This is a genomic window from Streptomyces sp. NBC_01450 (assembly GCF_036227505.1).
Taxonomy (GTDB): domain Bacteria; phylum Actinomycetota; class Actinomycetes; order Streptomycetales; family Streptomycetaceae; genus Streptomyces.
Genome location: NZ_CP109480.1, coordinates 5,315,006 through 5,340,789, shown reverse-complemented (window position 1 = coordinate 5,340,789; position 25,784 = coordinate 5,315,006). Strand labels below are relative to the sequence as shown.

Here is a 25,784-nt window from a genome sequence, read left to right as displayed (position 1 = left end):
TAGGCCCCCCCCGCAGCGGGGCCCAGCCGGTGGACCCCCGCCACCGGCCGGGCCCCGCCGGTCTGTTTCAGGCCTCGTATAGGCCGGATATGGGCCCGGATCGAAAACTGGCCAACGCATTACGACCAGCACACCACCGCTCCACCGAAAACACAGGAGACCACCGTGTCCGAGCAGCACGAATCCGCCATCACCCACCGCGTCGTGCTCAACGACGAGGAGCAGTACTCGATCTGGTGGGCCGACCGGGACCTGCCGGCCGGCTGGCACGCCGAGGGCACCGAGGGCACCCGCGAGGAGTGCCTGGCCCACATCGAGCGGATCTGGACCGACCTGCGCCCGGCCAGCCTCCGCCGTCGGATGGACGCCGCGTAACCGGCCCGGCTCCGGCCGACGGCGCACCACGCGTACGACCGGGCTCCCGCCCGGCACCCCCGCTCTCGATCAGTCACTCACCACACGAGGAGCACACCCTCCATGTTTCCCGAGTCACGGACGGACGCATCGGCCGATGCAGCCCAGCTCACCCCCGTGCTCGTCGGCCGTCAGGCTTCGCTGACTCCGGAAGCGATCGCCGTGGAGCACGGTCGGCAGCGGATGACGTACGCGGAGCTCGACGCCCGCAGCAACCGGCTCGCCCACCTGCTGAGGGCCCAGGGCGCCGGACCCGACCTGCCGGTCGGCGTCCGGCTCGCCCGCGGCCTCGACCTGGTCGTCGGACTGCTCGCCATCTGGCGGGCCGGTGCCGCCTACCTGCCGCTGGACACCGAGGCGCCGCGGTCCCGCACCTCCGCGCTGATCGCCGCGTCCGGCACCGCACTCGTCCTCACCGACGCCCGGGGCAGCGCCGCCGTCACCGACGCCGGGGCCCGGCCCGTCGTCCCCGAGGACCTCGCCGCCGAACTCCGGGAGCAGCCCGCCGGCGCCCCGGTCACCGGCGTGCACAGCACCAACGCCGCCTACGTCCTGCACACCTCCGGCTCCACCGGCACCCCCAAGGGCGTCGTGGTCAGCCACGCCGGCATCGCCAACCGCATCGGCTGGGCGGTGCGACAGCACGGACTCTCGACCGCCGACCGGGTGCTGCAGAAGACCGCCCTGGTTTTCGACGCCCATGTCTGGGAGGTCTTCGCCCCGCTGGTCAGCGGCGGCACCGTGGTGCTCGCCCCGGCCGGTGCCGAACGCGATCCGGCCGCCCTGGTCCGCGCGGTCGGCGAGCACCGGATCACCGTGCTGCAGGTCGTGCCGTCCGTGCTGCGCCTGCTCGTCGCCGAGGACGGCTGGCAGAAGTGCGGCGAGCTGCGCCTGGTGTGCTGTGCCGGTGAGCCGCTGCACGCCGAACTCGCCCAACGGCTGCGGGCGGTGAGCGACGCCGAGTTGTGGAACACCTATGGTCCGACCGAGTGCTCCATCGACGTCACCGCGCACCGGTTCGACCCCGCCCAGCTGACCGGCCCGGTGCCGATCGGCCGCCCCATCGAGAAGACGCGCGTCCTGGTCGTGGACGCGTCCGGCAGCCCGGTCGGCGTCGGTGTCCCCGGCGAGCTGCTCGCGGGCGGTGCCGGTGTGGCGCGCGGCTATCTCGGCCGCCCCGGCCAGACCGCCGAGCGCTTCGTGCCCGACCCGTTCGCCAAGGACGGCAGCCGTCTGTACCGCACCGGCGACCGGGTCAGCTGGCGTGCCGACGGCGTACTCGAATACCTGGGCCGCATGGACGACCAGGTCAAGGTCAACGGCGTACGCATCGAACCCGCCGAGGTCGAGGCCCAGCTGGCCGCGCACCCGGCGATCGCCGGTGCCGTGGTCCGTCCCTACGCCGCGGCCGACGGCGCCAAGCGGCTCGCCGCCTACTACGTGATCCGCGAGCCGGTCGCCGAGACCGAGCTGCGCGGCCACCTGCTGGAGCGGCTGCCCAGCACCCATGTGCCGGCCGCCCTGATCGAACTGGAGTCCTTCCCGCTGGGCCCGACCGGCAAGGTCGACCGGCGGGCGCTGCCCTCGCCCGACGCGGTCGCCGAACCGGCGGGCACCGCCCCCGCCACCGAGGCCGAGCTCCTGGTCGCCGAGGCCTGGCAGAGTGTCCTCGACTTCGGCCCGCTCACCACCTCCAGCGACTTCTTCCGCGGCGGCGGCACCTCGCTCCAGCTCACCCGGGTCGCCGCCCGGCTGCGCGCCGCCACCGGCCGCGACATCTCCTTGCGCGCCCTGCTCGGCGCCCCCACCCTCGCCGACCACGCGGCCCTGCTGACGGCGGCCGCCGGGGAGGACTCCGCGCCCGTGCGGCCCGTTTCGCGCGAGGGCGGCCTTCCGCTCTCGTACGGGCAGCGCCGCCTGTGGTTCATGGACAAGATGCATCCGGCCAGTCCCGAGTGGGTCGCCGGTCTGCTGCTCAAGGTGCCCGCAGGCACCGCTTCCGAACTCGTCGGGCGGGCCCTGGACACCCTGGTCGCCCGGCACGAGGCGCTGCGCACCCGGTACGCCGAAGTGGACGGCGAGCCACGCCAGTTCATCGAGGCGCCGACCGGCGTCCCGGTCCGCGCGATCACCACCGGCCGCGAGGGGCTGCCCGCCGTCCTCGCCGAGCTGCTCGGCACCGGCTTCCGCCTCGACGGCGGTGAGCTGCTGCGGGCCGCGCACATCACGCTCGACGACGACAGCGAGCTGCTCGCCGTCGCCATGCACCACATCACCACCGACGGCTGGTCCACCGCCGTCCTGGAGCGCGAGTTCCACCAGGTCCTCGCCGCGCTGACGGCCGGCGAGCAGCCGGTCCTACCGCAACTCGCCGTCCAGTACGCCGACTTCGCGGCCTGGCAGCAGGAACGGCTCACGGGCGAGGCCGTCGGGCGCGAGCTCACGCACTGGCGCGCCGTCCTCGACGGACACCAGCCACTCGCCCTGCCCACCGACCACCCGCGTCCCGCCGTCCGCGACGGCCGCGGCGGCATCACCCCGGTCACCATCGACGCCGGCACCCTCGCGGCCGTCGACACGATCGCCCGCGAGCACGGCACCACCCGGTTCACCGTCCTGCTCACCGCGTACGCCACCGTCCTCGCCCGGCACAGCGGCCAGTGGGACCTGCCGGTCGGCACCCCGGCCGCCGGGCGCGAGCGGCCCGAACTCGACGGCGTCGTCGGCTTCTTCCTCAACAACGTGGTGCTGCGCTGTGTGCTCGACGGCGAACTCGGCTTCAACGACGCGGTCGCCAGGGTCGCCGCCATCACCCGGGACGCCTTCAGCCACCAGGACCTGCCGTTCGACCTCCTCGTCGACGAACTGGCGCCCGACCGCGACCTGTCACGCACCCCGCTCTACCAGGCCGCCTTCGACCTGCACGGCGAGGACTTCAACGCCGCCGTCGACGGCGACACCGAGACGGTCCGCAGGATGTGGCGGATCACCCACACCGACCTCACCCTGCTGCTGCGCCCGGCCGCCGACGGCACGCTGGTGGGCGGCCTGGAGTACGCGACCAGCCTGTACGAGGAGGCCACCGCAGCCCGCCTCGCCGCCGGCCTGACCACCCTGCTCGCGTCCGCCACGGCCGACCCCGACCGCGCGCTCGGCGCCCTCGACCTGCTCACCCCCGGTGAGCACGCCGAGCTGACCCGCTGGGGCACCGCCGAGATGCCCCAGCCCGTCATGTCGACGCCGCAGATGTTCGCCGCGCAGGCCGTGCGAACCCCGCACGCCACCGCCGTCGAGGGCGACGGGTCCGCCCTGACCTACCGGGAGCTGGCGGCCCGCGCCGCGCGGATCGCCCGCCACCTGTGCTCGATCGGAGTCGACAGGGGCAGCACTGTCGGTGTCCTGCTCGACCGGGGCCCGGAGCTGCACGCCACACTGCTCGCCGTCTGGCAGGCCGGCGCGGCGTACGTACCGATCGACCCGGCCTTCCCCGTCGAGCGTGTCACCGGGATGCTCGCCGACGCCGACGCCCGGGTCCTGGTCACCCAGAACGCCTACGAAACAGGGGTGTTCGACGGCACGGTCGTACGGATCGACGGGGCCGACGCCGACGCGATCGCCGCCCAGGACGCCTGGACGCCGCCGCTGGAGGCCCACTTCGACGACCTGGCGTACATCATCTACACCTCCGGCTCGACCGGCCGCCCCAAGGGCGTCGCGGTCACCCACCGCGGCCTCGCCAACCACCTGAACTGGGCGGCCGCCGAGCTCGCGGGCGCGGGCACCGGCGGCGGCGCGGTCTTCTCCTCGGTCGCCTTCGACCTGGTCGTCCCCAACCTGTGGGCGCCGCTGCTCACCGGCCGGCGGGTGCTGCTCCTTCCGCAGGATCTCGACCTGTCCGAACTCGGCGAGCGCCTGGCCGCGCACGCCCCGTTCAGCTTCCTCAAGCTGACGCCGGGCCATCTCGACGTCCTGACCCAGCAGTTGACCGAACGTCAGGCAGCATCGCTGGCCCCGGTCGTGGTGGTCGCGGGCGAGGCCCTGGACGGCTCGCTCGCCGCCACCTGGGCTGCGCTGCTTGGTGAGGGCGGCCGGCTCATCAACGAGTACGGTCCCACCGAGGCGTCCGTAGGCACCAGCGTCCACCCGGTGGCGACCGGCACCGGACCCGGCGTCGTGCCCATCGGCGGCCCGCTGCCCGGCATGGTCATGCGCGTCCTGGACGAGCGGATGCGGCCCGTCCCCGTCGGCGCGGTCGGCGAACTGTACGTCGGCGGCACCGGAGTCGCCCGCGGCTATGTCGGCCGCCCCGGCCTGACCGCCGAGAAGTTCCTGCCCGACCCGTACGGGCCCGCCGGAGCCCGCTTCTACCGCACCGGGGACCTGGCACGCTGGCTCGACGGCGGCGCCGTGGAGTTCCTCGGCCGCACCGACGACCAGGTCAAGATCCGCGGCTACCGGGTGGAGACCGGCGAGATCCGCGCGGTCCTGCTCGACCACCCCGGCGTCGCCGACGCGGTCGTCGTGCCGGTCGGCAGCGGCGCCCGGGTCCGGCTCGCCGCCTACTTCACCGCCGTCCCCGGCGGCGACGCGGACGCCGCATCCCTCGCCGCCCACAGCGCCCTGTTGCTGCCCCCGTACATGGTCCCGGGCAGCTTCACCGAGCTGGAGCGCATCCCGCTCAACCCGAACGGCAAGGTCGACCGGCGCGCCCTGCCCGAGCCGGCGGCGGCCGAACCGCCGCGGCGCGCGCGCCCCGCCGACCCCGTCGAGGAGCGCCTCCTCGACATCTGGCGCGACGCCTGCGGGATCGAGGCAGGCCTTGACGACAACTTCTTCCACGCCGGTGGAAATTCGATCCTCGCGATCCGGCTCATCGCCGCGATCCAGACCGACTTCGAGATCACCCTGCCCGTACGCGCCGTGTTCGAGGGCCCGACCGTCGCCGAACTGGCGCAGACGATCGAGGACCGGATCCGCGCGGAGATCGCCGAGATGTCCGACTCCGAAGTGATGGCGGACTCGATGCTGCTGAAGGAGCAGAACGCATGAGCACCGAGGAAGCAACCACCGCCGTGCCCGCCCCGTCGGGCGCCTCGCTCCGCGACGAACTGCTGCGCCGCCGCCTGGCCGGCCGCCGCGGTGCCCGCCGCGACGAGATCACCCGTGCCGACCGCAGCGCCCCCCTGGCGCTCAGCGCCGGCCAGCAGCAGATGTGGTTCCTCAACCGCCTGGAGCCGGACAGCACCGAGTATCTGGTGCCGCTGGTGCTGCGGCTTCGCGGCACCCTCGACGCCGCCGCCCTCGGCCGCGCCTTCGAGACGATCGCCGCCCGCCACGAGATCCTGCGCACCCGGTACGCCTTCGAGAACGGCGGCCCGGTCCAGGTCGTGGACGCGCCCGGCGCCCGCGCGCTGCCGCTGCCGGTCGTCCCGCTCACCGAGGCACCGGCCGCCGAGCGCGAGCGGAAGGCCACCGAGGTGCTGCGCGAGCAGCTCGCCACCGGCTTCGACCTGGCCACCGAGTGGCCGGTGCGCGGCACGCTGCTGCGCCTCGCCGACGACGACCACATCCTGGCCTTCGTCTTCCACCACATCGCCTGCGACGCCTGGTCCACCCGCGTCTTCGGCGGCGAACTCAGCGCCTTGTACGCCGCGTTCGTCTCCGGCCGCGAGGCTCAGCTGCCGCCGCTCACCCTCCAGTACGCCGACTACGCGGCCTGGCAGCGGCAGCAGCTCGTCGGCCCCGGCGCCGAGGCTCACCTCGACTACTGGCGCGAGCGCCTGGCCGGCGTCGAGGCGACCGACCTGCCGACCGACCGGCCGCGCCCGGCCGTCCGCGACCACGCGGGCGCCGACCTGGACTTCGAGCTGCCCGACGGGCTCGCCGACCGGGTCCGAGAAGCCGCGCTGAACCACGACACCACGCCGTTCACCGTGCTGCTCACCGCTTACCAGACGCTGATCGCCCGCTACACCGGAAAGCGGGACGTGACCGTCGGAACCGTCGTCTCCGGGCGCGGCCGCCCCGAGCTCCAGCAGCTCATCGGCTACGGCATCAACACCCTCGTCCTGCGCGCCGGGTGGGACGATCAGGCCACGTTCGGCGGGCTCGTCGCATCAGGTCGCCGGCACATTCTGGACGCCTTCGATCACCAGCAGGTGCCGTTCGCGCAGCTGGTCGACGAGCTCCAGCCGGAGCGCGACCAGTCCCGCACCCCCCTCTACCAGGTCGCCTTCACCCTGCACGAGTGGCGCCTGGACTCCTTCGAGCTGCCCGGCCTCACGGTGGACCCGTTCGGTGACAGCGACGGCATCGCCAAGTGCGACCTCGCCCTCCAGGTGCAGGAACTGCCCGACGGCTCTCTCAGGGCCCGCTTCCAGTACGCCACCGCCCTCTTCGACCAGAGCACGGTCCGCCGCCTCGCCGGCAACTTCGTGCGCCTGCTCGACCAGGTCCTGAGCGCCCCGGACACCCGCCTCGCGGCCATCGACATCCTCAGCGAGGCCGAGCGCGCCATCGTCACCGGCGCTCTGGACGGCCACCGCACCACCGAGCCGGTCACCTCTCTCGCTCATGAGTTGTTCGAGGCGTGGGTGGTGGGGTCGCCGGGTTCGGTGGCGGTGGTGGCGGGTGGGTTGTCGTTGTCGTATGGGGAGGTGAATGAGCGGGCGAACCGGCTGGCGCATGTGTTGCGTGCGGCGGGTGTGGGTCCGGAGGATCTGGTGGGTGTGCATCTGGAGCGGGGTGTGGATCTGGTTCCCACGTTGTTGGGTGTGCTGAAGTCGGGGGCGGGTTATCTGCCGTTGGATCCGGCGAATCCGGTGGAGCGTCTGGGGTTTGTGCTGGGGGACGCGGGGGCGCGGGTGGTGGTGACGACGTCGGGGTTGTTGCCGTCGTTGTCGGGTGTGTTTGCGGGTGCGGTGGTGGTGCTGGACGCGGAGGAGACGTGTGCCGCGTTGGCTGCGGCGTCGGTGGAGAATCCGGTGCGGGTCTCTGATCCGGACAATGTGATCTACACGATCTATACGTCGGGTTCGACGGGTCGGCCCAAGGGTGTGGTGCTGACGCATGCCAATGTCGTGCGGTTGTTGGAGACGGCGCAGGAGCATTACGGGTTCGATGAGTGCGATGTGTGGTCGATGGCGCACTCGTATGCCTTTGATGTGTCGGTTTTCGAGATGTGGGGTGCGCTGGCTCATGGTGGGCGGCTGGTGGTGGTTCCGCAGGCGGTGACGCGTGCGCCGGAGGAGTTCTTGGATCTGCTGGTGGGGGAGGAGGTGTCGGTTCTCTCCCAGACGCCGACGGCTTTCCGGTCCCTGGTGGCGGCCGCGGCCTCCGGTGATCCGCGTGTTGACGAGCTTTCCCTGCGTGCTGTCGTCTTCGCGGGGGAGAAGCTGGAGGTCTCCGAACTCCAGCCGTGGACGGACAGACTGGGCCTTGACGCTCCCGTGCTCGTCAACATGTACGGCATCACCGAGACCACCGTGCACACCACCTACCACAAGGTCGAGGAACAGGACGTCGACGGCCTGGCGGCGAATCGCGTGGGCTACCCGCTCAGCGACCTTTCGGTCTATCTGCTGGACGCCTCGGGTTCGCTCGCGCCCGTCGGTGTACCGGGTGAGATCCATGTGGCGGGCCCGGGTGTGGCGCGCGGTTACCTCGGGCGTCCGGACCTGACCGCGGAGCGGTTCGTGCCGAACCCGTTCGGGCCGGCCGGCGGCCGGATGTACCGCAGTGGTGACCTCGCCCGCCGCCGTGAGGACGGCAGCCTCGAGTTCCTGGGCCGTATCGACGACCAGGTCAAGATCCGCGGCTACCGCATCGAGCTCGGCGAGATCTCGGCCGCGTTGACCGCGCACGAGGACATCGCCCAGGCCGTCGTGGTCGTCCGCGAGGACACCCCCGGCGACAAGCGACTCGTCGGCTACCTCGTCCCGGCGCGGTCCGGTGCCGGGCTGCCGGTCGCCGAGATCCGCGCGGCCCTCGCCCGCGAGCTGCCCGAGTACATGGTTCCGGCCGCCTTCGTGGCGCTCGACACCATTCCGCTCACCACCAACGGCAAGCTCGACAAGCGCGCCCTGCCCGCCCCCGACGCCGCCCTCCAGCTGCGCGCCGCGGGCGAGTTCACCGCGCCGCGCACCCCGGACGAGGAGTCCGTCGCCGCCGTCTGGCGTTCGGTGCTCGGCGTCGAGCGGGTCGGCGTCCACGACAGCTTCTTCGAGCTGGGCGGTGACTCGATCCGCGCCGTCGCCCTGGTCGGCGAGCTCCGCGAGGCCGGCCACGAGGTCGCGGTCCGCGACGTCTTCGACTGCCGTACGGTTGCCCGCCTCACCGAGCTGACCACCGGCCGCCCCGCCGCCACGGCCGCCGCCGAGCGCCGCGTCGCCCCCTTCGAGCTGATCGGCGACGAGGACCGGGCCGTCCTGCCCGCCGACGTCGTCGACGCCTACCCGCTGGGCCAGAACCAGCTGGGCATGGTCATCGAGATGCTGATGGACGACGGCCGCAACCACTACCACAACGTCTCCACCTTCCGGATCCGTGACGAGCATCCCTTCTCGCTCGACGCCCTCGTCGCGGCCGGCCGTATCGTCACCGCCCGGCACGAGGTGCTCCGCACGTCCATCGACCTGGCGTCCTACTCGCGACCCCTCCAGCTCGTCCACGCCACCGCCGAACTGCCCATCACCGCACAGGATCTGACCGGCCTCGACGCCGAGCAGGTGGAGGCCGCGCTGCGCGCCCTCACCGTCACTGAGCGGGCCCGCCTCTTCGACCTGGCGGTGCCGTCGCTGATGCGCTTCCATGCGCACACCACGGATGACGGCGGCTGGTGGATCTCGGTCACCGAGTGCCACCCCATCCTGGAAGGCTGGAGTCACCACTCCCTCCTGATGGAGCTGTTGACGACCTATCAGGCCATACGTGACGGCCGCGACCCGGAGCCGGCGGAGCTGCCCTCGCTGCGCTTCGCCGACTTCATCGCGGGCGAGCTCGCCGCCCTCGACTCGGCCGACGACCAGGCGTACTGGACCGAAGTCACCGAGAACCACGCCAAGTTCATCCTGCCCACCACCTGGGGCGAGCCAGGGGCCGCGCACACCACCTTCCAGACCGGCATCTCCTGGCAGGACCTGGAGCCGGGCCTGCGCGCGCTGGCCACGGCCGCCGACGCCTCCCTCAAGAGCGTCATGATCGCCGCCCATCTCAAGGTGCTCGGCCAGCTCACCCACGAGCATGCCTTCCACACCGGCCTGGTCTGCGACGCGCGCCCCGAGGAGACAGGCGCCGACCGCGTCTACGGCATGTACCTCAACACGCTGCCGTTCCCGCACACCAAGGGCGCCCGCACCTGGCGTGAGCTGGTGGGCCGGACCTTCGCGGCCGAGGTCGAGCTGTGGGGTCACCGCCGGTACCCGTTGCCCGCCGTCCAGCGCGACTGGGGCGGCACCGGCCGCCTCATGGACGTCTACTTCAACTACCAGGACTTCCGGCAGATCGACACGGACCTGGTGGACGAGCTGGCCGGCATCGACGACAGCCCCACCGAGTTCCCGCTCAGCGTCTCCTCGCGCGCCGGGCATGTCATCCTGACCGCCGACACCCGCGCCGTCACCCCGGCCCACGCCGAGCGGCTCGCCGCGATGTACCGGTCGGTCCTGGAGGCCATGGCCGCCGGCGCGGACGGCGACGCCACCCGCACCTTCCTGCCAGAGGGCGAGCGGGCCGCCCTGCTCGCCGCCGCCGAGGGCCCTGCCACCGAGCCGGTCAGCCGCACCGCGCTCGACGCGATCGTGGCCACCGCGGCCCGTACGCCCGGCGCGGTCGCCGTCCGCGACGCCTCGGGTTCCCTCGACTACGCGGGGCTGTCCGCCCGTTCGGAGGCCCTGGCCCGCCGCGTTCGCGCGGCCGGCGCGGGTCCCGAATCCGTGGTCGGTGTGCTTCTCGACCCGACCGTCGACCTGCCGGTCGCCCTCCTCGCGGTGTGGCGGGCCGGAGCGGCGTACGTCCCGATGGACGGCTCCTGGCCGGCCGAGCGCATCGCGACCGTCGTCGCCGACGCCGGCTGCCCCGTCGTCGTCACCCAGGCCGAGTACGCCGATCGCTTCGCCGGATTCGGCGGCCGGGTCCTGCTCCTCGATGAGGACGCCGGCGTCCGGGGTATCGGTGAGGGTACGGAGGTCCTGGACCCGAACCCGCTGCCCGGGGCCGACCCCGAGCAGCTCGCCTATGTCATCTACACCTCCGGCTCCACCGGCAGGCCCAAGGGCGTCCAGATCACCCACCGCTCGCTCGCCGGCTATCTGGACTGGGCGGTCGCCGACTACCTCGGCGGCGCCCCCGGCGACACCGCGCTGTTCTCGTCCGTCGCCTTCGACCTGGTCGTGCCGACGCTGTACGCCCCGCTGATGACCGGCGGCGCGCTGAACCTGTTCGGCTCCGAGCGCGACCTGTCCGAGCTCGGCGACTGGCTGGCCGAGTCGGGCCCGTACGGCTTCCTCAAGCTGACCCCCGGCCATCTGGAGATGCTGGGCCAGCAGTTCGACGGCGAGCGCGCGCACGGCCTCGCGCCGGTGCTCGTCGTCGGCGGCGAGGCCCTGCTCAGCCGCACCGCGGAGCGCTGGCTCGACCTCGTCGGCGGCGGCCGTGTCGTCAACGAGTACGGCCCGACCGAGATCACCGTCGGCAACAGCGTCCACGACGTCACCGGTCCCCAGGCCACCGAGATCGTGCCCGTGGGCCGTCCGCTGCCGGGCACCACGATGCGTGTCCTCGACGACAACCTCCAGCCGGTACCGGTCGGCGGCACCGGCGAGCTGTACGTCGGCGGCCACGGCCTCGCCCGCGGTTATGCGGGCCGCCCGGCCCAGACGGCGGCGTCCTTCCTGCCCGACCCGTTCGGCCCGGCCGGCGCCCGCCTCTATCGCACCGGCGACCTCGCCCGGGTCCTCGCCGACGGCACGGTCGACTTCCTCGGCCGTATCGACGGACAGGTCAAGATCCGCGGCTACCGCGTCGAGCCCGGCGAGATCGAGGCCGTTCTCGGCGGCCACCCGGCGATCGGCGAGGCCCGCGTCCGCGTCCATGAGAGCGCCACCGGCAAGCAGCTTGTCGCCTACGTCGTTCCCGCCGTCCCGGAGGGCGAACTGCCCCCGCACGCCGAGCTCGACGCGTACGCCGCCGACCGGCTGCCCCCGTACCTGCTGCCCTCCGCCTACCTGGCGCTGGAGCGCATCCCGCTGACCGCCAACGGCAAGCTGGACCAGCGCGCCCTGCCCGCCCCTGACGCCGCCGCCTTCGACGCGGCCCCGCACGTCGCGCCACGCACCCCCGCCGAGGAGCGGATGGCCGCGGTCTGGGCCGAGCACCTGGGCCTGGAGCGGGTCGGTGTCCTCGACAGCTTCTTCCAGCTGGGCGGCGACTCGATCCGCGCGGTCGGTCTGGTCGGCGCGTTGCGCGCGGCGGGGTTCGAGGTCGGCGTCCGTGAGGTCTTCGAGAAGGCCACCGTCGCCGCGCTCTGCGAGTCCGTCACCGGGCGCCCCGCGCCCACCGCACAGGTCACCGCCGTCGAGCCGTTCGCGCTGCTCTCGGACGCGGACCGGGCGCTGCTGCCCGAGGGCCTGAGCGACGCCTACCCGCTGTCGCAGAACCAGACCGGCATGCTCGTCGAGACCCTCGCGTCGGACGGCCGTAACAACTATCACGACCTGACCTCCTTCCTGGTCCGTGACGGCGCGCCGTTCGACTTCGGCGCCCTTCGGCGGGCCGTGGAGATCGTCGGTGCCCGCCACGACATCCTGCGCACCTCGGCCGACCTGACCGGGTACAGCGTGCCGATGCAACTGGTGCACAGCGAGGTCGCCATCCCGCTGGACCGGGCCGACGTGCGCCACCTCGACGAGGACCGACTGGCGGCGGAGCTGGCGGAGTTCGCCGCCACCGAGCGGGCCACCCTCTTCGACATGACGTCGTCCGCGCCACTGCTGCGGATCTTCGTCCACGTCCAGAGCGACGCGGCCTGGCGGCTGACCTTCACCAAGAGCCACGCCATGCTGGAGGGCTGGAGCTACCACACCCTGCTCAACGAACTGGTCGAGGTCTACCGGGCGCTGCGCGACGACGCCGAGCCCGCCCCGTACGAGGCGCCGCCCGTGCGCTTCGCGGACACCGTCGCCGCCGAGCTCGCGTCCCTCGACGACGCCGAGGACCGCGCCTACTGGCAGGGCATCGTGGACACCCACGCGCCGTTCGCGCTGCCCGCCGACTGGCACGGCGACCGCACCGCACCCCCCGAGACGGTGGGGGCCGGCTTCTCCTTCCGCGACCTGGAGCCCGCGCTGCGCGGCCTCGCGACCAAGGCGGGAGTGCCGATCAAGGCGGTGCTGCACGCGGCCCACCTGAAGGTGATGTCGCAGCTGACCGACGAGGAGCGCTTCTTCACCGGCATCGTCGGCCACCAGAGGCCCGAAGTCCCCGGCTCCGAGCGCCTGTTGGGCATGTATCTCAATACCATGCCGCACGCCCACGACCGGTCCTCCCGGACCTGGGGTGAGCTGGTGAGGCAGGCCTTCGACGGTGAGGTCGCGGCCTGGCCGCACCGGAACTTCCCGCTGCCGGCCATCGAGAGCGGCGGCCGCCGCCTGATCGACGTCTACTTCGTCTACCTCGACTTCCACCTCGTCGGGGAGGACCAGGTCGTCGACGAGGGCAACGGCATCAACAGCAGCTCCACCGAGTTCGGCCTCGGCGTCACCGCCATCGGCGGCTTCATCAGCCTCCGCGCCAGTTCGCACGTCCTGTCCGCCGAGAACGCGGAGCGCGTCGCGGGCATGTACCGCTCGGTCCTGGAGGCGATGGCCGCCGAGGGCATCGACGGCGACGCCGGCGCGGTTCGGGTGACGGCCGGGGAGTACGACCTGCTTGTACGTGACGCCCGGATCCCGGGCTCCGAAGTCACCTCTCTCGCTCATGAGTTGTTCGAGGCGTGGGTGGTGGGGTCGCCGGGTTCGGTGGCGGTGGTGGCGGGTGGGTTGTCGTTGTCGTATGGGGAGGTGAATGAGCGGGCGAACCGGTTGGCGCATGTGTTGCGTGCGGCGGGTGTGGGTCCGGAGGATCTGGTGGGTGTGCATCTGGAGCGGGGTGTGGATCTGGTTCCCACGTTGTTGGGTGTGCTGAAGTCGGGGGCGGGTTATCTGCCGTTGGATCCGGCGAATCCGGTGGAGCGTCTGGGGTTTGTGCTGGGGGACGCGGGGGCGCGGGTGGTGGTGACGACGTCGGGGTTGTTGCCGTCGTTGTCGGGTGTGTTTGCGGGTGCGGTGGTGGTGCTGGACGCGGAGGAGACGTGTGCCGCGTTGGCTGCGGCGTCGGTGGAGAATCCGGTGCGGGTCTCTGATCCGGACAATGTGATCTACACGATCTATACGTCGGGTTCGACGGGTCGGCCCAAGGGTGTGGTGCTGACGCATGCCAATGTCGTGCGGTTGTTGGAGACGGCGCAGGAGCATTACGGGTTCGATGAGTGCGATGTGTGGTCGATGGCGCACTCGTATGCCTTTGATGTGTCGGTTTTCGAGATGTGGGGTGCGCTGGCTCATGGTGGGCGGCTGGTGGTGGTTCCGCAGGCGGTGACGCGTGCGCCGGAGGAGTTCTTGGATCTGCTGGTGGGGGAGGAGGTGTCGGTTCTCTCCCAGACGCCGACGGCTTTCCGGTCCCTGGTCGCGGCCGCCGCCTCCGGTGATCCGCGTGTTGACGAGCTTTCCCTGCGTGCTGTCGTCTTCGCGGGGGAGAAGCTGGAGGTCTCCGAACTCCAGCCGTGGACGGACAGACTGGGTCTCGACGCTCCCGTGCTCGTCAACATGTACGGCATCACCGAGACCACCGTGCACACCACCTACCACCAGGTGGACGGTGTGGACCTGGCCCGTCCGGCGGCCAGCCGGGTCGGGCATCCGCTCTCCGACCTCTCGGTGCTGCTGCTCGACGCGGACGGCCGGCCGGTGCCGGTCGGTGTCCCCGGCGAGATCCATGTGGCGGGCCCGGGTGTGGCGCGCGGTTACCTCGGACGTCCGGACCTGACCGCGGAGCGGTTCGTGCCGAACCCGTTCGGGCCGGCCGGCGGCCGGATGTACCGCAGCGGCGACGTGGCCAAGCGGCTGGCCGACGGAGGCCTGGAAGTCCTGGGCCGTATCGACGACCAGGTCAAGATCCGGGGCTACCGCATCGAACTGGGTGAGATCGCCGCCGCGCTCGCCGCCGAGCCGTCCATCGCCCAGGCCGTCGTGGTCGTCCGCGAGGACACCCCCGGCGACAAGCAGCTCGTGGCGTACGCGGTGCCCGCCGAGGGCGGACTCGCCGATCTGCGCACGCTGCGTGAGAGCCTGGGCCGCGCACTGCCGGACTACATGGTCCCGGCCCTCTTCGTGGCGCTCGACACCATTCCGCTCACCACCAACGGCAAGCTCGACAAGCGGGCCCTGCCCGCGCCGGACCGCTCCGACCTGGCGGTGGCGGCCGGCTCGGTCGCCCCGCGCACCCCGCAGGAGCAGCGGCTCGCGCTGATCTGGGCCGACGTCCTCGGTCTGGACTCGGTCGGCGTCGAGGACGCGTTCTTCGACCTCGGCGGCGACTCGATCCGCGCCGTCGCGCTGGTCGGCGCGATGCGCGCGGCCGGTCTCGACGTGTCCGTCCGGGACGTCTTCGAGCGGCGCACCATCGCCTCGGTCGCCGAGCTGCTCGCGGGCCGCACCGCCCCGGTCGAGGAGTTCCGCACGGTCGAGCGGTTCGCGATGATCAGTGCGGCGGACCGGGCGCTGCTGCCGGTCGGCGTGGTCGACGCGTACCCGCTGACCCAGGTGCAGACCGGCATGCTCGTCGAGATGGTGGCCGGTTCGCGGGACGGCGCCCCGGCGGCGTACCACTCGACCGCGAGCTACAAGGTCCGCGACGAGCGGCCGTTCGACGCGGACGCGCTCCGCGCGGCGGTGCGCACCGTCACGGCCCGGCACGAGGTGCTGCGCACGTCCTTCGACCTGTCCACGGCCTCCCGGCCGCTGCAGTTCGTGCACGCCTCGGCCGGGACCCCGGTCGCGGTGCACGACCTGAGCGACCTGGACGCGGCGGGCGTCGACGCGGCGCTGCGAGCCCACCAGGCCGAGGAGCGGGCCGAGTTGCTCGACCCGGCGGCCGCTCCGCAGCTGAGGGTCGCGGTGCATGTCGTGGGTGACGGGTGGTGGCTGGGGCTCACCCAGTCCCACATGATCACCGAGGGCTGGTCGCAGCACGCGATGCTGATGGAGGTCATCGCCTGCTATCGGGCGTTCGCGGCGGGCCGCGCGCCCGAGACGTACCAGGCGCCGGATGTCCGCTTCGCGGACACCGTGGCCGCCGAGCTGGCCTCCCTGGAGTCGGCCGAGGACCGCGCGCACTGGCAGGGCGTGGTGCAGGGGTACACGCCGTTCGTGCTGCCCGCCGACTGGGCGGACCGCACGGGCGCGGCCGAGGACTACGCGGTCACCGTGGAGCTGATGGACCTGGAGGCGCCGCTGCGCGCCTTCGCCACCAGGGCCGGGGTCTCCGTCAAGAGCGTGCTGCTCGCCGCCCACCTCAAGGTGCTCAGCCAACTCACCGACGAGCCCGCCTTCCACACGGGGCTGATCTGCGACACGCGCACCGAAGTCCTGGGCTCCGACCGGGTGTTCGGCATGTACGTCAACACCTTGCCGTTCCCGCACCCCCGTACCGCCCGCACCTGGCGGGAGCTGGTGCGCCAGGTCTTCGACCGCGAGGTCGCGCTCTGGCCGCACCGCCGCTTCCCGCTGCCGGAGATCCAGCGCACCGCCGGCACGGCCGGGCGCCTCATCGAGGTGATCTTCAACTACCAGGACTTCCACAACCTGGACGGCCGGCAGCTCGATCTCGCGGCCGGGCTCGGCTCGGGCTCCACCGAGTTCGCCCTGGAGGTCTCGACCTCCGGCGGGGGTCTCACCCTGAAGACCGACACCTCGGTGCTGGGCCGGGACGCGGCGGACCGCCTGGCCGCGATGTACCGGTCGGTCCTGGAGGCGATGGCCGCCGAGGGCGTCGAAGGCGATGCCCGCACGACCCGTCTGTGCGCCGCCGACGCGGAACTGCTCGACTCCTGGGCGGACACGGCCCGTACGCCGTCCTGGATCAGCATCGAGCGGGAGTTCGAGCGGTATGCCGCCAAGTACCCCGACCGGCCGGCGATCTCCGACGACACCACCGCGCTCAGCTACGCCGCCGCCAACGCGGAGGCCAACCGGCTCGCCCGTCACCTGCGCGGCCTCGGCGTCGGCCCCGACACGGTGGTCGGCATCAGCGCCGACCGTTCCCCCAAGACGGTCCTCGCCGTCCTCGCGGTGCTCAAGGCGGGCGGCGCCTACCTGCCGCTCGACCCGGGCTACCCGGCGTCCCGGCTCGCCTTCATGGCCGCCGACGCGCAGGTGAAGGTGCTGATCACCCAGGGTTCGTACGCCGACGCCCTGGCCGGGATCGACGCCGCCGCGGTGCTGCTCGACGAGCCGGCCGACTGGGCCGCGCAGGACGCCACCGATCTGCCGGAGACCGCCCACCCCGACGACCTGGCGTACGTCATCTACACCTCCGGCTCCACCGGCAGGCCCAAGGGCGTCCACGTCCACCGGCACGGCATGGCCAACCACCTGCTCGCCAAGGTCGAGGACCTGGAACTGACCGACGCCGACAGCATCGTGCAGAACGCGTCGATGGCCTTCGACATCTCGGTGTGGCAGATGCTCGCCGCGTTCGCGGTCGGCGGCCGGGTCCGGGTGGCCGACGCGGACACCGCCCTCGACCCACTGTCCTTGTTCCCGCGCACCGCCGACGAGCACATCACCGTCCTCGAAGTCGTACCGTCACTGCTGCGCGCCGCGCTCGACGCGATGGACGCGGGCGCCCTCGATGTCCGGCTCCCGTCCCTGCGCTGGATGGTGGTGACCGGCGAGGCGCTGCCGCCGGACCTGTGCCGCCGCTGGTTCGACCGCTTCCCGCACGTGCCGATGGTCAACGCCTACGGCCCGACCGAGTGCTCCGACGACATCACACACGCCCTGATCCGGGCCGGTGACGAGATCGGCGACACCCGCGTCACCATCGGAAGGCCGGTCCGCAACTTCCGGCTGCACGTACTGGACGAGCACCTGGCCCCGGTCCCGGTCGGTGTCCCCGGCGAGCTCTACGCGGGTGGCGTCGGCGTCGCCCGCGGCTACGGTGGCCGCCCCGGTCTGACGGCCGAGCGGTTCGTGCCCGACCCGTACGGCCTGGCCGGCTCCCGCCTGTACCGGACCGGTGACGTCGTCGCCTGGAACCGGGAGGGCGACGTCGAGTTCCTGGGCCGCGTCGACCACCAGGTGAAGATCCGAGGCCAGCGCATCGAACTCGGCGAGATCGAGGCCGTGCTCGTCGACCGGCCCGAGGTCGCCGACGCCGCCGCGGTCGTCCGTGAGGACACCCCGGGCGTCCAGCTCCTGGTCGCCTACCTGGTGCCCGCCGAGGACGACACGCTCGACGTGGCCGCGCTACGCGCCGAGCTCGCCGATCAGCTGCCGCCGGCGATGGTCCCCGGCGCCTACGTCACCCTGGACGCCCTGCCGCTCACCCCGAACGGCAAGGTCGACCGGCGCGGCCTGCCGGTCCCCGAGGCGGACGCGGACGCCGACGCGGCGTATGCCGAGCCCGCCACCGAGGCCGAGCGCGCGGTCGCCGAGGTCTGGGAGCAGGCCCTCGGGGCCCGCCGGATCGGCGCCCAGGACGGCTTCTTCGACCGGGGCGGCGACTCGATCCGCGCCGTCACCGTCGTCGGAGCGCTGCGCGGCCGGGACTACGACGTGTCCGTGCGGGACGTCTTCGAGCACCGCACGGTCGCGGCCCTGGCCGAACTGGCAGCCGGGCGCGACAGGTTGACCGTCCAGGCCGGTGCGGTCCGCCCGTTCTCCCTGATCGGCGCGGCCGACCGGGCGCTGCTGCCCGCCGACGCCGTCGACGCCTACCCGCTCGGCCAGGTCCAGCTCGGCATGGTCGCCGAACTGCTCTCCGAGAACGGCCGCAACAACTACCACACGGTGGTCTCCAAGCGGATCCGCGACGACCGGCCCTTCGACGCCGACGCGCTGCGCGCCGCCGTCCGCACCGTCACCGCCCGCCACGACGTGCTGCGCACCTCGGTGCACATCACCGGCTACGGCGTACCGATGCAGGTGGTGCACGCGACGGCCGAAGTGCCCGTCCGGATCGACGATTTGAGGGGGACCGGCCCGGTGGACGGCGAGCGCGAACTGCTCGCGTACGTCGCCGCCGAGCGCGCCGACCTGTTCGACTTCCGTGTCGCCCCGCTGCTGCGCGTCGCCATCCACCTGGAGAGCGACGACGCCTGGTGGCTGACCCTGACCCAGTCCCACGTGATCGTCGAGGGCTGGAGCCAGCACACCCTGGAGATGGAGCTTGTGAACGCCTACCGGGAGTTCCGCGACTCGGGCGAGTCCGCCCCGTACCAGGCCCCGCCGGTGCGCTTCGCGGACTTCGTCGCGGGGGAACTCGACTCGCTGGACAGCGCCGCCGACCGCGGCTACTGGGAGCGGATCGTCAAGGAGCACGCCCGGCTCGCCCCGCCCGCCGCCTGGGCCGGCGACCCGGCCACCGCGGAGCCGTACGGCATCGACGTGCCGCTGGACTCGCTCGCCGAGGCCCTGCGCGCGCGGGCCGCCGAGGCGGACGTGCCGCTCAAGACCGTGCTGCTCACCGCCCACCTGACCGTCATGGGCCGCCTCACGGACGCCGCGGCCTTCCACACCGGTGTGGTCTTCCACGCCCGGCCCGAGGCCGTCGGCGCCGACCAGGTGATCGGCATGCACCTCAACACGCTGCCGTTCGCCCACGAGCGCGGGGCGCGCTCCTGGCGCGAGGCGATCGCCCAGGTGTTCCGCCGCGAGACGGAGATCTGGGCCCACCGCCGCTACCCGCTGCCCGCCATCCAGCGTGCCTGGGGCGGCCGACGGCGCCTGCTCGACGTCCACTTCAACTACATCGACTTCCACCAGACCGACACCGACCTGGTGGACACCGGGACGGGCATCAGCGAGGCGCCGACCGAGTTCGGGCTCTCCGTGCACGCGCACGGCGACCGCAAGATCGGCATCCACAGCGACACCGGCCTGATCACCCGCGCCAACGGCGAGCTCCTGGCCCGGATGTACCGCGAGGTTCTGGAGTCGATCGCGAACGGGCTCGACGGAGAGATCGCGCTCGACGGAGAGATCGGGCTCGACGAGTTCGGAACCACGGAACCAGTACAGGGGGAGGCTGAAGTGGGCGTTCTCGCACATGAGTTGTTCGAGGCGTGGGTGGTGGGGTCGCCGGGTTCGGTGGCGGTGGTGGCGGGTGGGTTGTCGTTGTCGTATGGGGAGGTGAATGAGCGGGCGAACCGGTTGGCGCATGTGTTGCGTGCGGCGGGTGTGGGTCCGGAGGATCTGGTGGGTGTGCATCTGGAGCGGGGTGTGGATCTGGTTCCCACGTTGTTGGGTGTGCTGAAGTCGGGGGCGGGTTATCTGCCGTTGGATCCGGCGAATCCGGTGGAGCGTCTGGGGTTTGTGCTGGGGGACGCGGGGGCGCGGGTGGTGGTGACGACGTCGGGGTTGTTGCCGTCGTTGTCGGGTGTGTTTGCGGGTGCGGTGGTGGTGCTGGACGCGGAGGAGACGTGTGCCGCGTTGGCTGCGGCGTCGGTGGAGAATCCGGTGCGGGTCTCTGATCCGGACAATGTGATCTACACGATCTATACGTCGGGTTCGACGGGTCGGCCCAAGGGTGTGGTGCTGACGCATGCCAATGTCGTGCGGTTGTTGGAGACGGCGCAGGAGCATTACGGGTTCGATGAGTGCGATGTGTGGTCGATGGCGCACTCGTATGCCTTTGATGTGTCGGTTTTCGAGATGTGGGGTGCGCTGGCTCATGGTGGGCGGCTGGTGGTGGTTCCGCAGGCGGTGACGCGTGCGCCGGAGGAGTTCTTGGATCTGCTGGTGGGGGAGGAGGTGTCGGTTCTCTCCCAGACGCCGACGGCTTTCCGGTCCCTGGTCGCGGCCGCCGCCTCCGGTGACCGCCGGGTCAAGCAGCTTTCCCTGCGTGCGGTGATTTTCGCGGGGGAGAAGCTGGAGGTCTCCGAACTCCAGCCATGGACGGACAGACTGGGCCTCGGTCGCACCTCGCTCGTCAACATGTACGGCATCACCGAGACCACCGTGCACACCACCTACCACCGGCTCACCAAGCGGGATTTCGCACCGGGCGCGGGCAACCCGGTCGGCCGTCCGCTGGCCGACCTGACCGTGCACCTGCTCGACGCCCAGGGCGCCGAGGTGCCTGTCGGCACCGAGGGTGAGATCCATGTGGCGGGCCCGGGTGTGGCGCGCGGTTACCTCGGGCGTCCGGACCTGACCGCGGAGCGGTTCGTGCCGAACCCGTTCGGGCCGGCCGGCGGCCGGATGTACCGCAGTGGTGACCTCGCCCGCCGCCGTGAGGACGGCAGCCTCGAGTTCCTGGGCCGTATCGACGACCAGGTCAAGATCCGCGGCTACCGCATCGAGCTCGGCGAGATCTCGGCCGCGTTGACCGCGCACGAGGACATCGCCCAGGCCGTCGTGGTCGTCCGCGAGGACACCCCCGGCGACAAGCGACTCGTCGGCTACCTCGTGGCGGCCGGGCAGTTCCTCCCCGACGCGGGCGCCCTGCGCGCACACCTGGCGCGGACCCTGCCCGAGTACATGGTTCCGGCCGCCTTCGTGGCGCTCGACACCCTTCCGCTCACCACCAACGGCAAGCTCGACAAGCGCGCCCTGCCCGCCCCGGAGGAGGGCGGTCAGCTCCGCTCGGCCGCCGACTACGTCGCTCCCCGCACGCCCATCGAGGCCCAGGTCGCCGCGGTGTTCCAGTCGGTGCTCGGCGTCGACAAGGCCGGCGTCCACGACAGCTTCTTCGACCTCGGCGGCGACTCCATCCGGGCCGTACTGCTCGTGGGCACACTGCGGGACGCCGGGTACGAGCTGAGCGTGCGCGAGCTCATGGAGCGGCCGGTCCTCGGCCCGCTCGCCGAGCTGCTCGCGGGGCGCACCGGTGCCGCGCCCGCCGCCGCCCCGGCCCCGGTCGCGCCGTACGCCCAGATATCCACGGCAGACCGTGAGCTGCTGCCCGCCGGTGTGGTGGACGCCTATCCGCTGACGCAGAACCAGCTCGGCATGCAGATCGAGATGCTGTCAGCGCCCGAGCGACCCGACTACCACCTGGTGACCAGCCTGCGGCTGCGCGACGCACGGCCCTTCGACGCCGCCGCGTTCCAGCGGGCCCTGGACGCCCTGGTGGCCCGGCACGACGTGCTGCGCACCAGCGTCGACCTCGACACCTACAGCGTCCCGCTGCAACTGGTGCACGGCACCACAGAACTCCGGCTGAAGGTCGTCGACCTGACCGGGCTCGGCGAGGCCGGTGCCACCGCCGCCATCGAGGCCTACGTCGACGAGCGTGGCCGGACCGCGCTCGATCCGGCCGCCGCGCCCCTGCTGGACGTCACCGTCCACCTGTGCGCCGACGGGAGCCGCCAGCTCACCGCCGTCAACTCCCATGTGATCCTGGACGGCTGGAGCCTGGGCGGGCTGCTCACCGAACTGCTCGCGCTGTACGACGGGGCCCTGGCCGGGAAGCTGCCCGCCCACGAGGCACCCTCCGTGCGCTTCGCCGACACCGTCGCCGCCGAGGCGCGGGCCCTGGAGTCGGGGGAGGACCGGGCCCACTGGCAGGCCGTCGTCGCCGGACACGAGCGGTTCGCGCTGCCGGCCGGCTGGGGCGAGACCGACCCGGACGCGTCCGAGGAGATGTACCTCCTCGACGTCGGCTACGCCGACCTGACCGAGGGCCTGGAACGGCTCGCCGCGCAGGCCCAGGCGCCGCTGAAGAGCGTGCTGCTCGCGGGCCATCTCAAGGCGCTCAGCCTGCTCACTCCCGAGCCCGCCTTCCTGACCGGCCTCACCTCGCACGTGCGGCCCGAGGCGGCCGGCGCCGACCGGGTGCACGGCATGTTCCTGAACATCCAGCCCATCGGGTACACCGACGGCGCCCGCACCTGGCGCGAGCTCGTCGAGCGGACCCTCGCCGCGGAGCTCGCCGGCTGGCCGCACCGGCACTTCCCGATGCCCGCCATCCAGCGGGAGTTCGGCGACGGCTCCCGGCTGGTCGAGGTGTACTTCAGCTATCAGGACTTCACCTCGGTCGCCGCCGGGCAGCAGGACCTGGGCGCCCGGGTCGACGCGGATGCCAGTATCGGCGCCAGCTCCAACGAGTTCGGCTTCTCCGTCGGCACCGCCCCCGGCCGGCTCCAGCTGCGCTGCGCGCCCCGCGCGGTCGCCCGGGCCCATGGCGAGCGGATCGCCGCCCTCTACCGCCAGGTCCTGGTGGAGATGGCGGGCGGTGCGGACGGCGACGCCCGCTCCGGCTGCTTGCCGCCCGACGAGACCGGCCGGATCGCGGGCTGGGAGGCGGCTCCCGAGGGGGCGACCACCGACCGCCCGGTGTACGAGGTGTTCGCCGAGCGGGCCGCCCGCACCCCGGACGCCGTCGCGGTCGCCGGGGACGGGTTCGCCCTGACCTACGCCGAGTTGGAGGCGCGCGGCAATCAGATCGCGCACCACCTGCTCGCCCAGGGAGTCGGCACCGAGTCGCTCGTCGGTGTGCTCCTCGACCGGGGCCCGGACCTGCACGCCGCGCTGCTCGGCGTGTGGAAGGCCGGAGCGGCCTACATCCCGCTCGACCCGGCGTTCCCGGCCGCCCGTATCGAGACGATGCTCGACGACGCGGGCGCCACCCTCGCGCTGACCGGCACCGGGTACACCGACCGGTTCGCCGCCGGGGTCACGGTCGTCGACCTGGCGGCCGACGCCGCCGCGATCGCGGCCCGGCCGACGGCCCCCGCCGGCGTCCCCGGCGAACCGGACCGGCTCGCCTACGCCATCTACACCTCGGGTTCCACCGGCCGCCCCAAGGGTGTCGCGGTCTCCCACCGGGGGCTCGCCAACCATCTGGGCTGGGCGGTCCGCGAACTCGTCGGCGCGGGCATCGGCGGCGGCGCGGTCTTCTCCTCGGTCGCCTTCGACCTGGTCGTCCCCAACCTGTGGGCGCCGCTGCTCGCCGGCCGGCCCGTGGTGCTGCTGCCGCAGGATCTCGACCTGTCCGAGCTGGGGGAGCGGCTGCTCGCCCATGGCCCGTACGCCTTCCTCAAGCTCACCCCCGGCCACCTGGAGGTGCTCTCGCACCAGGTGAGCGACGAGCAGGCCCGGGACCTCGCCGGAGTGATCGTGGTCGCGGGCGAGGCGCTCCAGGGCGAACTCGCCTCCCGCTGGGCCGAGGTGCTGGGAGCGGGACGGCTCATCAACGAGTACGGGCCGACCGAGGCCTCCGTCGGCACCAGTGTCCTTCCGCTGACGTGGCCTCTCGCCGCCGAGGTGGTGCCGATCGGGCGCCCGCTTCCCGGCATGGTGATGCGCGTCCTGGACGGCGGGATGCGCCGGGTACCGGCCGGGGCCGTCGGCGAGCTGTACGTCGGCGGCACCGGAGTCGCCCGCGGCTACATCGGCCGCGCCGCCCTGACCGCCGAGACGTTCCTGCCCGACCCGTACGGTCCCCCGGGTGCCCGGATCTACCGCACCGGCGACCTGGCGCGCTGGCTGGCCGACGGCACGGTCGAGTTCCTCGGCCGCGCCGACGACCAGGTCAAGATCCGCGGCTACCGGGTGGAGACCGGCGAGATCCAGGCCGTCCTGCTCGGCCACCCGGCGGTCCGCGCGGCTTTCGTCACGGGCCGTGAGCACGCCCCGGGCGATGTGCGGCTCGCCGCGTACGTGGTGCTCGACGAGGCCGTCGAGGCGGGCGCGCTCGCCCGGCACTGCACCGGGAAGCTGCCCGACTACATGGTCCCGGCGACGTTCACGGTCCTCGACTCGATGCCGCTGAACGCCAACGGGAAGGTCGACCGCAAGGCGCTGCCCGGCCCCGAAGAGGCCGACAGCGAGGGCGAGTTCGTGGAGCCCGCCACCCCGACCGAGACCGCCCTCGCGGCCATCTGGTCGAGGGTGCTCGGGGTGGAGCGGGTGGGCGCCACCGACAGCTTCTTCGCCCGTGGCGGCCACTCCATTCTGGTCATCCAGGTGGTCGCCGCCGCCCGTGAGGCCCAGCTGCCGCTCTCGCTGTTCATGCTCTACCAGCACGAGACGCTGGCGGAGCTGGCGGCGGCCGTCGACGAGGCGGTCGCGGCCGCCGCGCCCAAGCCCGCCCCCGGGCCCGCCCCGGCGAGCCTGCTGCCGGTGCCGGCCGAGGTGTTGGAGCGGTACCGGGTGCCCGGGGTCAGCGTCGCCGTCATCATCGGCGGCGAACTGGTCGCCGCCGAGGCACACGGCCTCGCCGCGGGTGGGATCCCGGTCACGCCGGTCACGACGTTCCAGGTCGGCTCGCTCAGCAAGCACGTCACCGCCTTCGGCGCGCTGCGGCTGGTCGGGGACGGGGTGCTCGCCCTCGACGAGGACGTCAACACCTATCTGCGCGGCTGGCGCGTGCCGGACGGTCAGGTCCCGGTCACGGTACGGCAGTTGCTCGGCCACCTGGCCGGTCTCACGCCGACCCCGGGCAAGGGCTTCCAGCCCGGCGACGCGGTACCGACCCTGCTCGACCTGCTGCACGGCAGCGGGCCCACGACGACCGCCCCGGTCGGCCGGGACCTCGAACCCGGCACGGTCTTCCGCAAGGCCAACGTCCATTACTCGGTGCTCCAGCAGGCCATGACGGACGCCACCGGCGAGCCGTTCCACCAGTTGATGCGGACCCTGGTGCTCGACCCGCTCGGCATGCGGGACAGCAGCTTCGACCAGGGCTTCCCTGTCATGCCGGGGCGCGTGGGCAAGGTCGCGCTCGGTCACGACGCCGAGGGCCGGCAGATCGAGGGCGGCCGCCGGATCCGCCCCGACGCGGCTGCCGCCGGCCTCTGGTCCACCGCGCCCGACCTCGCCAAGCTGGCCCTGGAGATCCGCCGTTCGGCGCTCGGCAGGCCGCTCGCGCTGCTGCGTGAGGAGACGGCGGCCGAGCTGCTCACGCCCCACCGGGACACCTTCTACGGTCTGGGCACCGTGGTCGACGCCAACGGCGCCGACACCCAGTTCGGCCACGGCGGCACCCCGACGGGGTACCACGGGGTGTCCGTCACCCGGCTCACCGCGGGCTCCGGACTGGTCGTGCTGACCAACGGGGACGCGGGCGAGCACGTGGTCAAGGCGATCGCCGCCGCCATGGACACCGTCTGA

General features: G+C 72.6%; 3 protein-coding genes. All 3 read left to right on the top strand.

The features are described 5' to 3' along the window. Positions 1 to 165 precede the first annotated feature (165 nt). The 3 genes from OG568_RS23720 (at position 166) to OG568_RS23710 (ending at position 25,784) form a co-directional block, all read left to right on the top strand. Positions 166 to 375 carry an MbtH family protein gene (locus tag OG568_RS23720; RefSeq protein ID WP_266584470.1) on the top strand — a complete coding sequence of 70 codons (210 nt, stop codon included), beginning with the start codon at positions 166 to 168 and terminating at the stop codon, positions 373 to 375. A 102-nt stretch (positions 376 to 477) separates the two neighbouring features. Further along, positions 478 to 5,463 (top strand): non-ribosomal peptide synthetase, encoded by a 4,986-nt coding sequence (locus OG568_RS23715; protein ID WP_329533017.1) that lies wholly within the window; start codon positions 478 to 480, stop codon positions 5,461 to 5,463. Beyond that, a complete protein-coding gene (locus OG568_RS23710; RefSeq protein WP_329533016.1) occupies positions 5,460 to 25,784 on the top strand; it encodes a non-ribosomal peptide synthetase in 20,325 nt (6,774 codons plus the stop codon). The genes OG568_RS23715 and OG568_RS23710 overlap by 4 nt, the downstream gene beginning before the upstream one ends.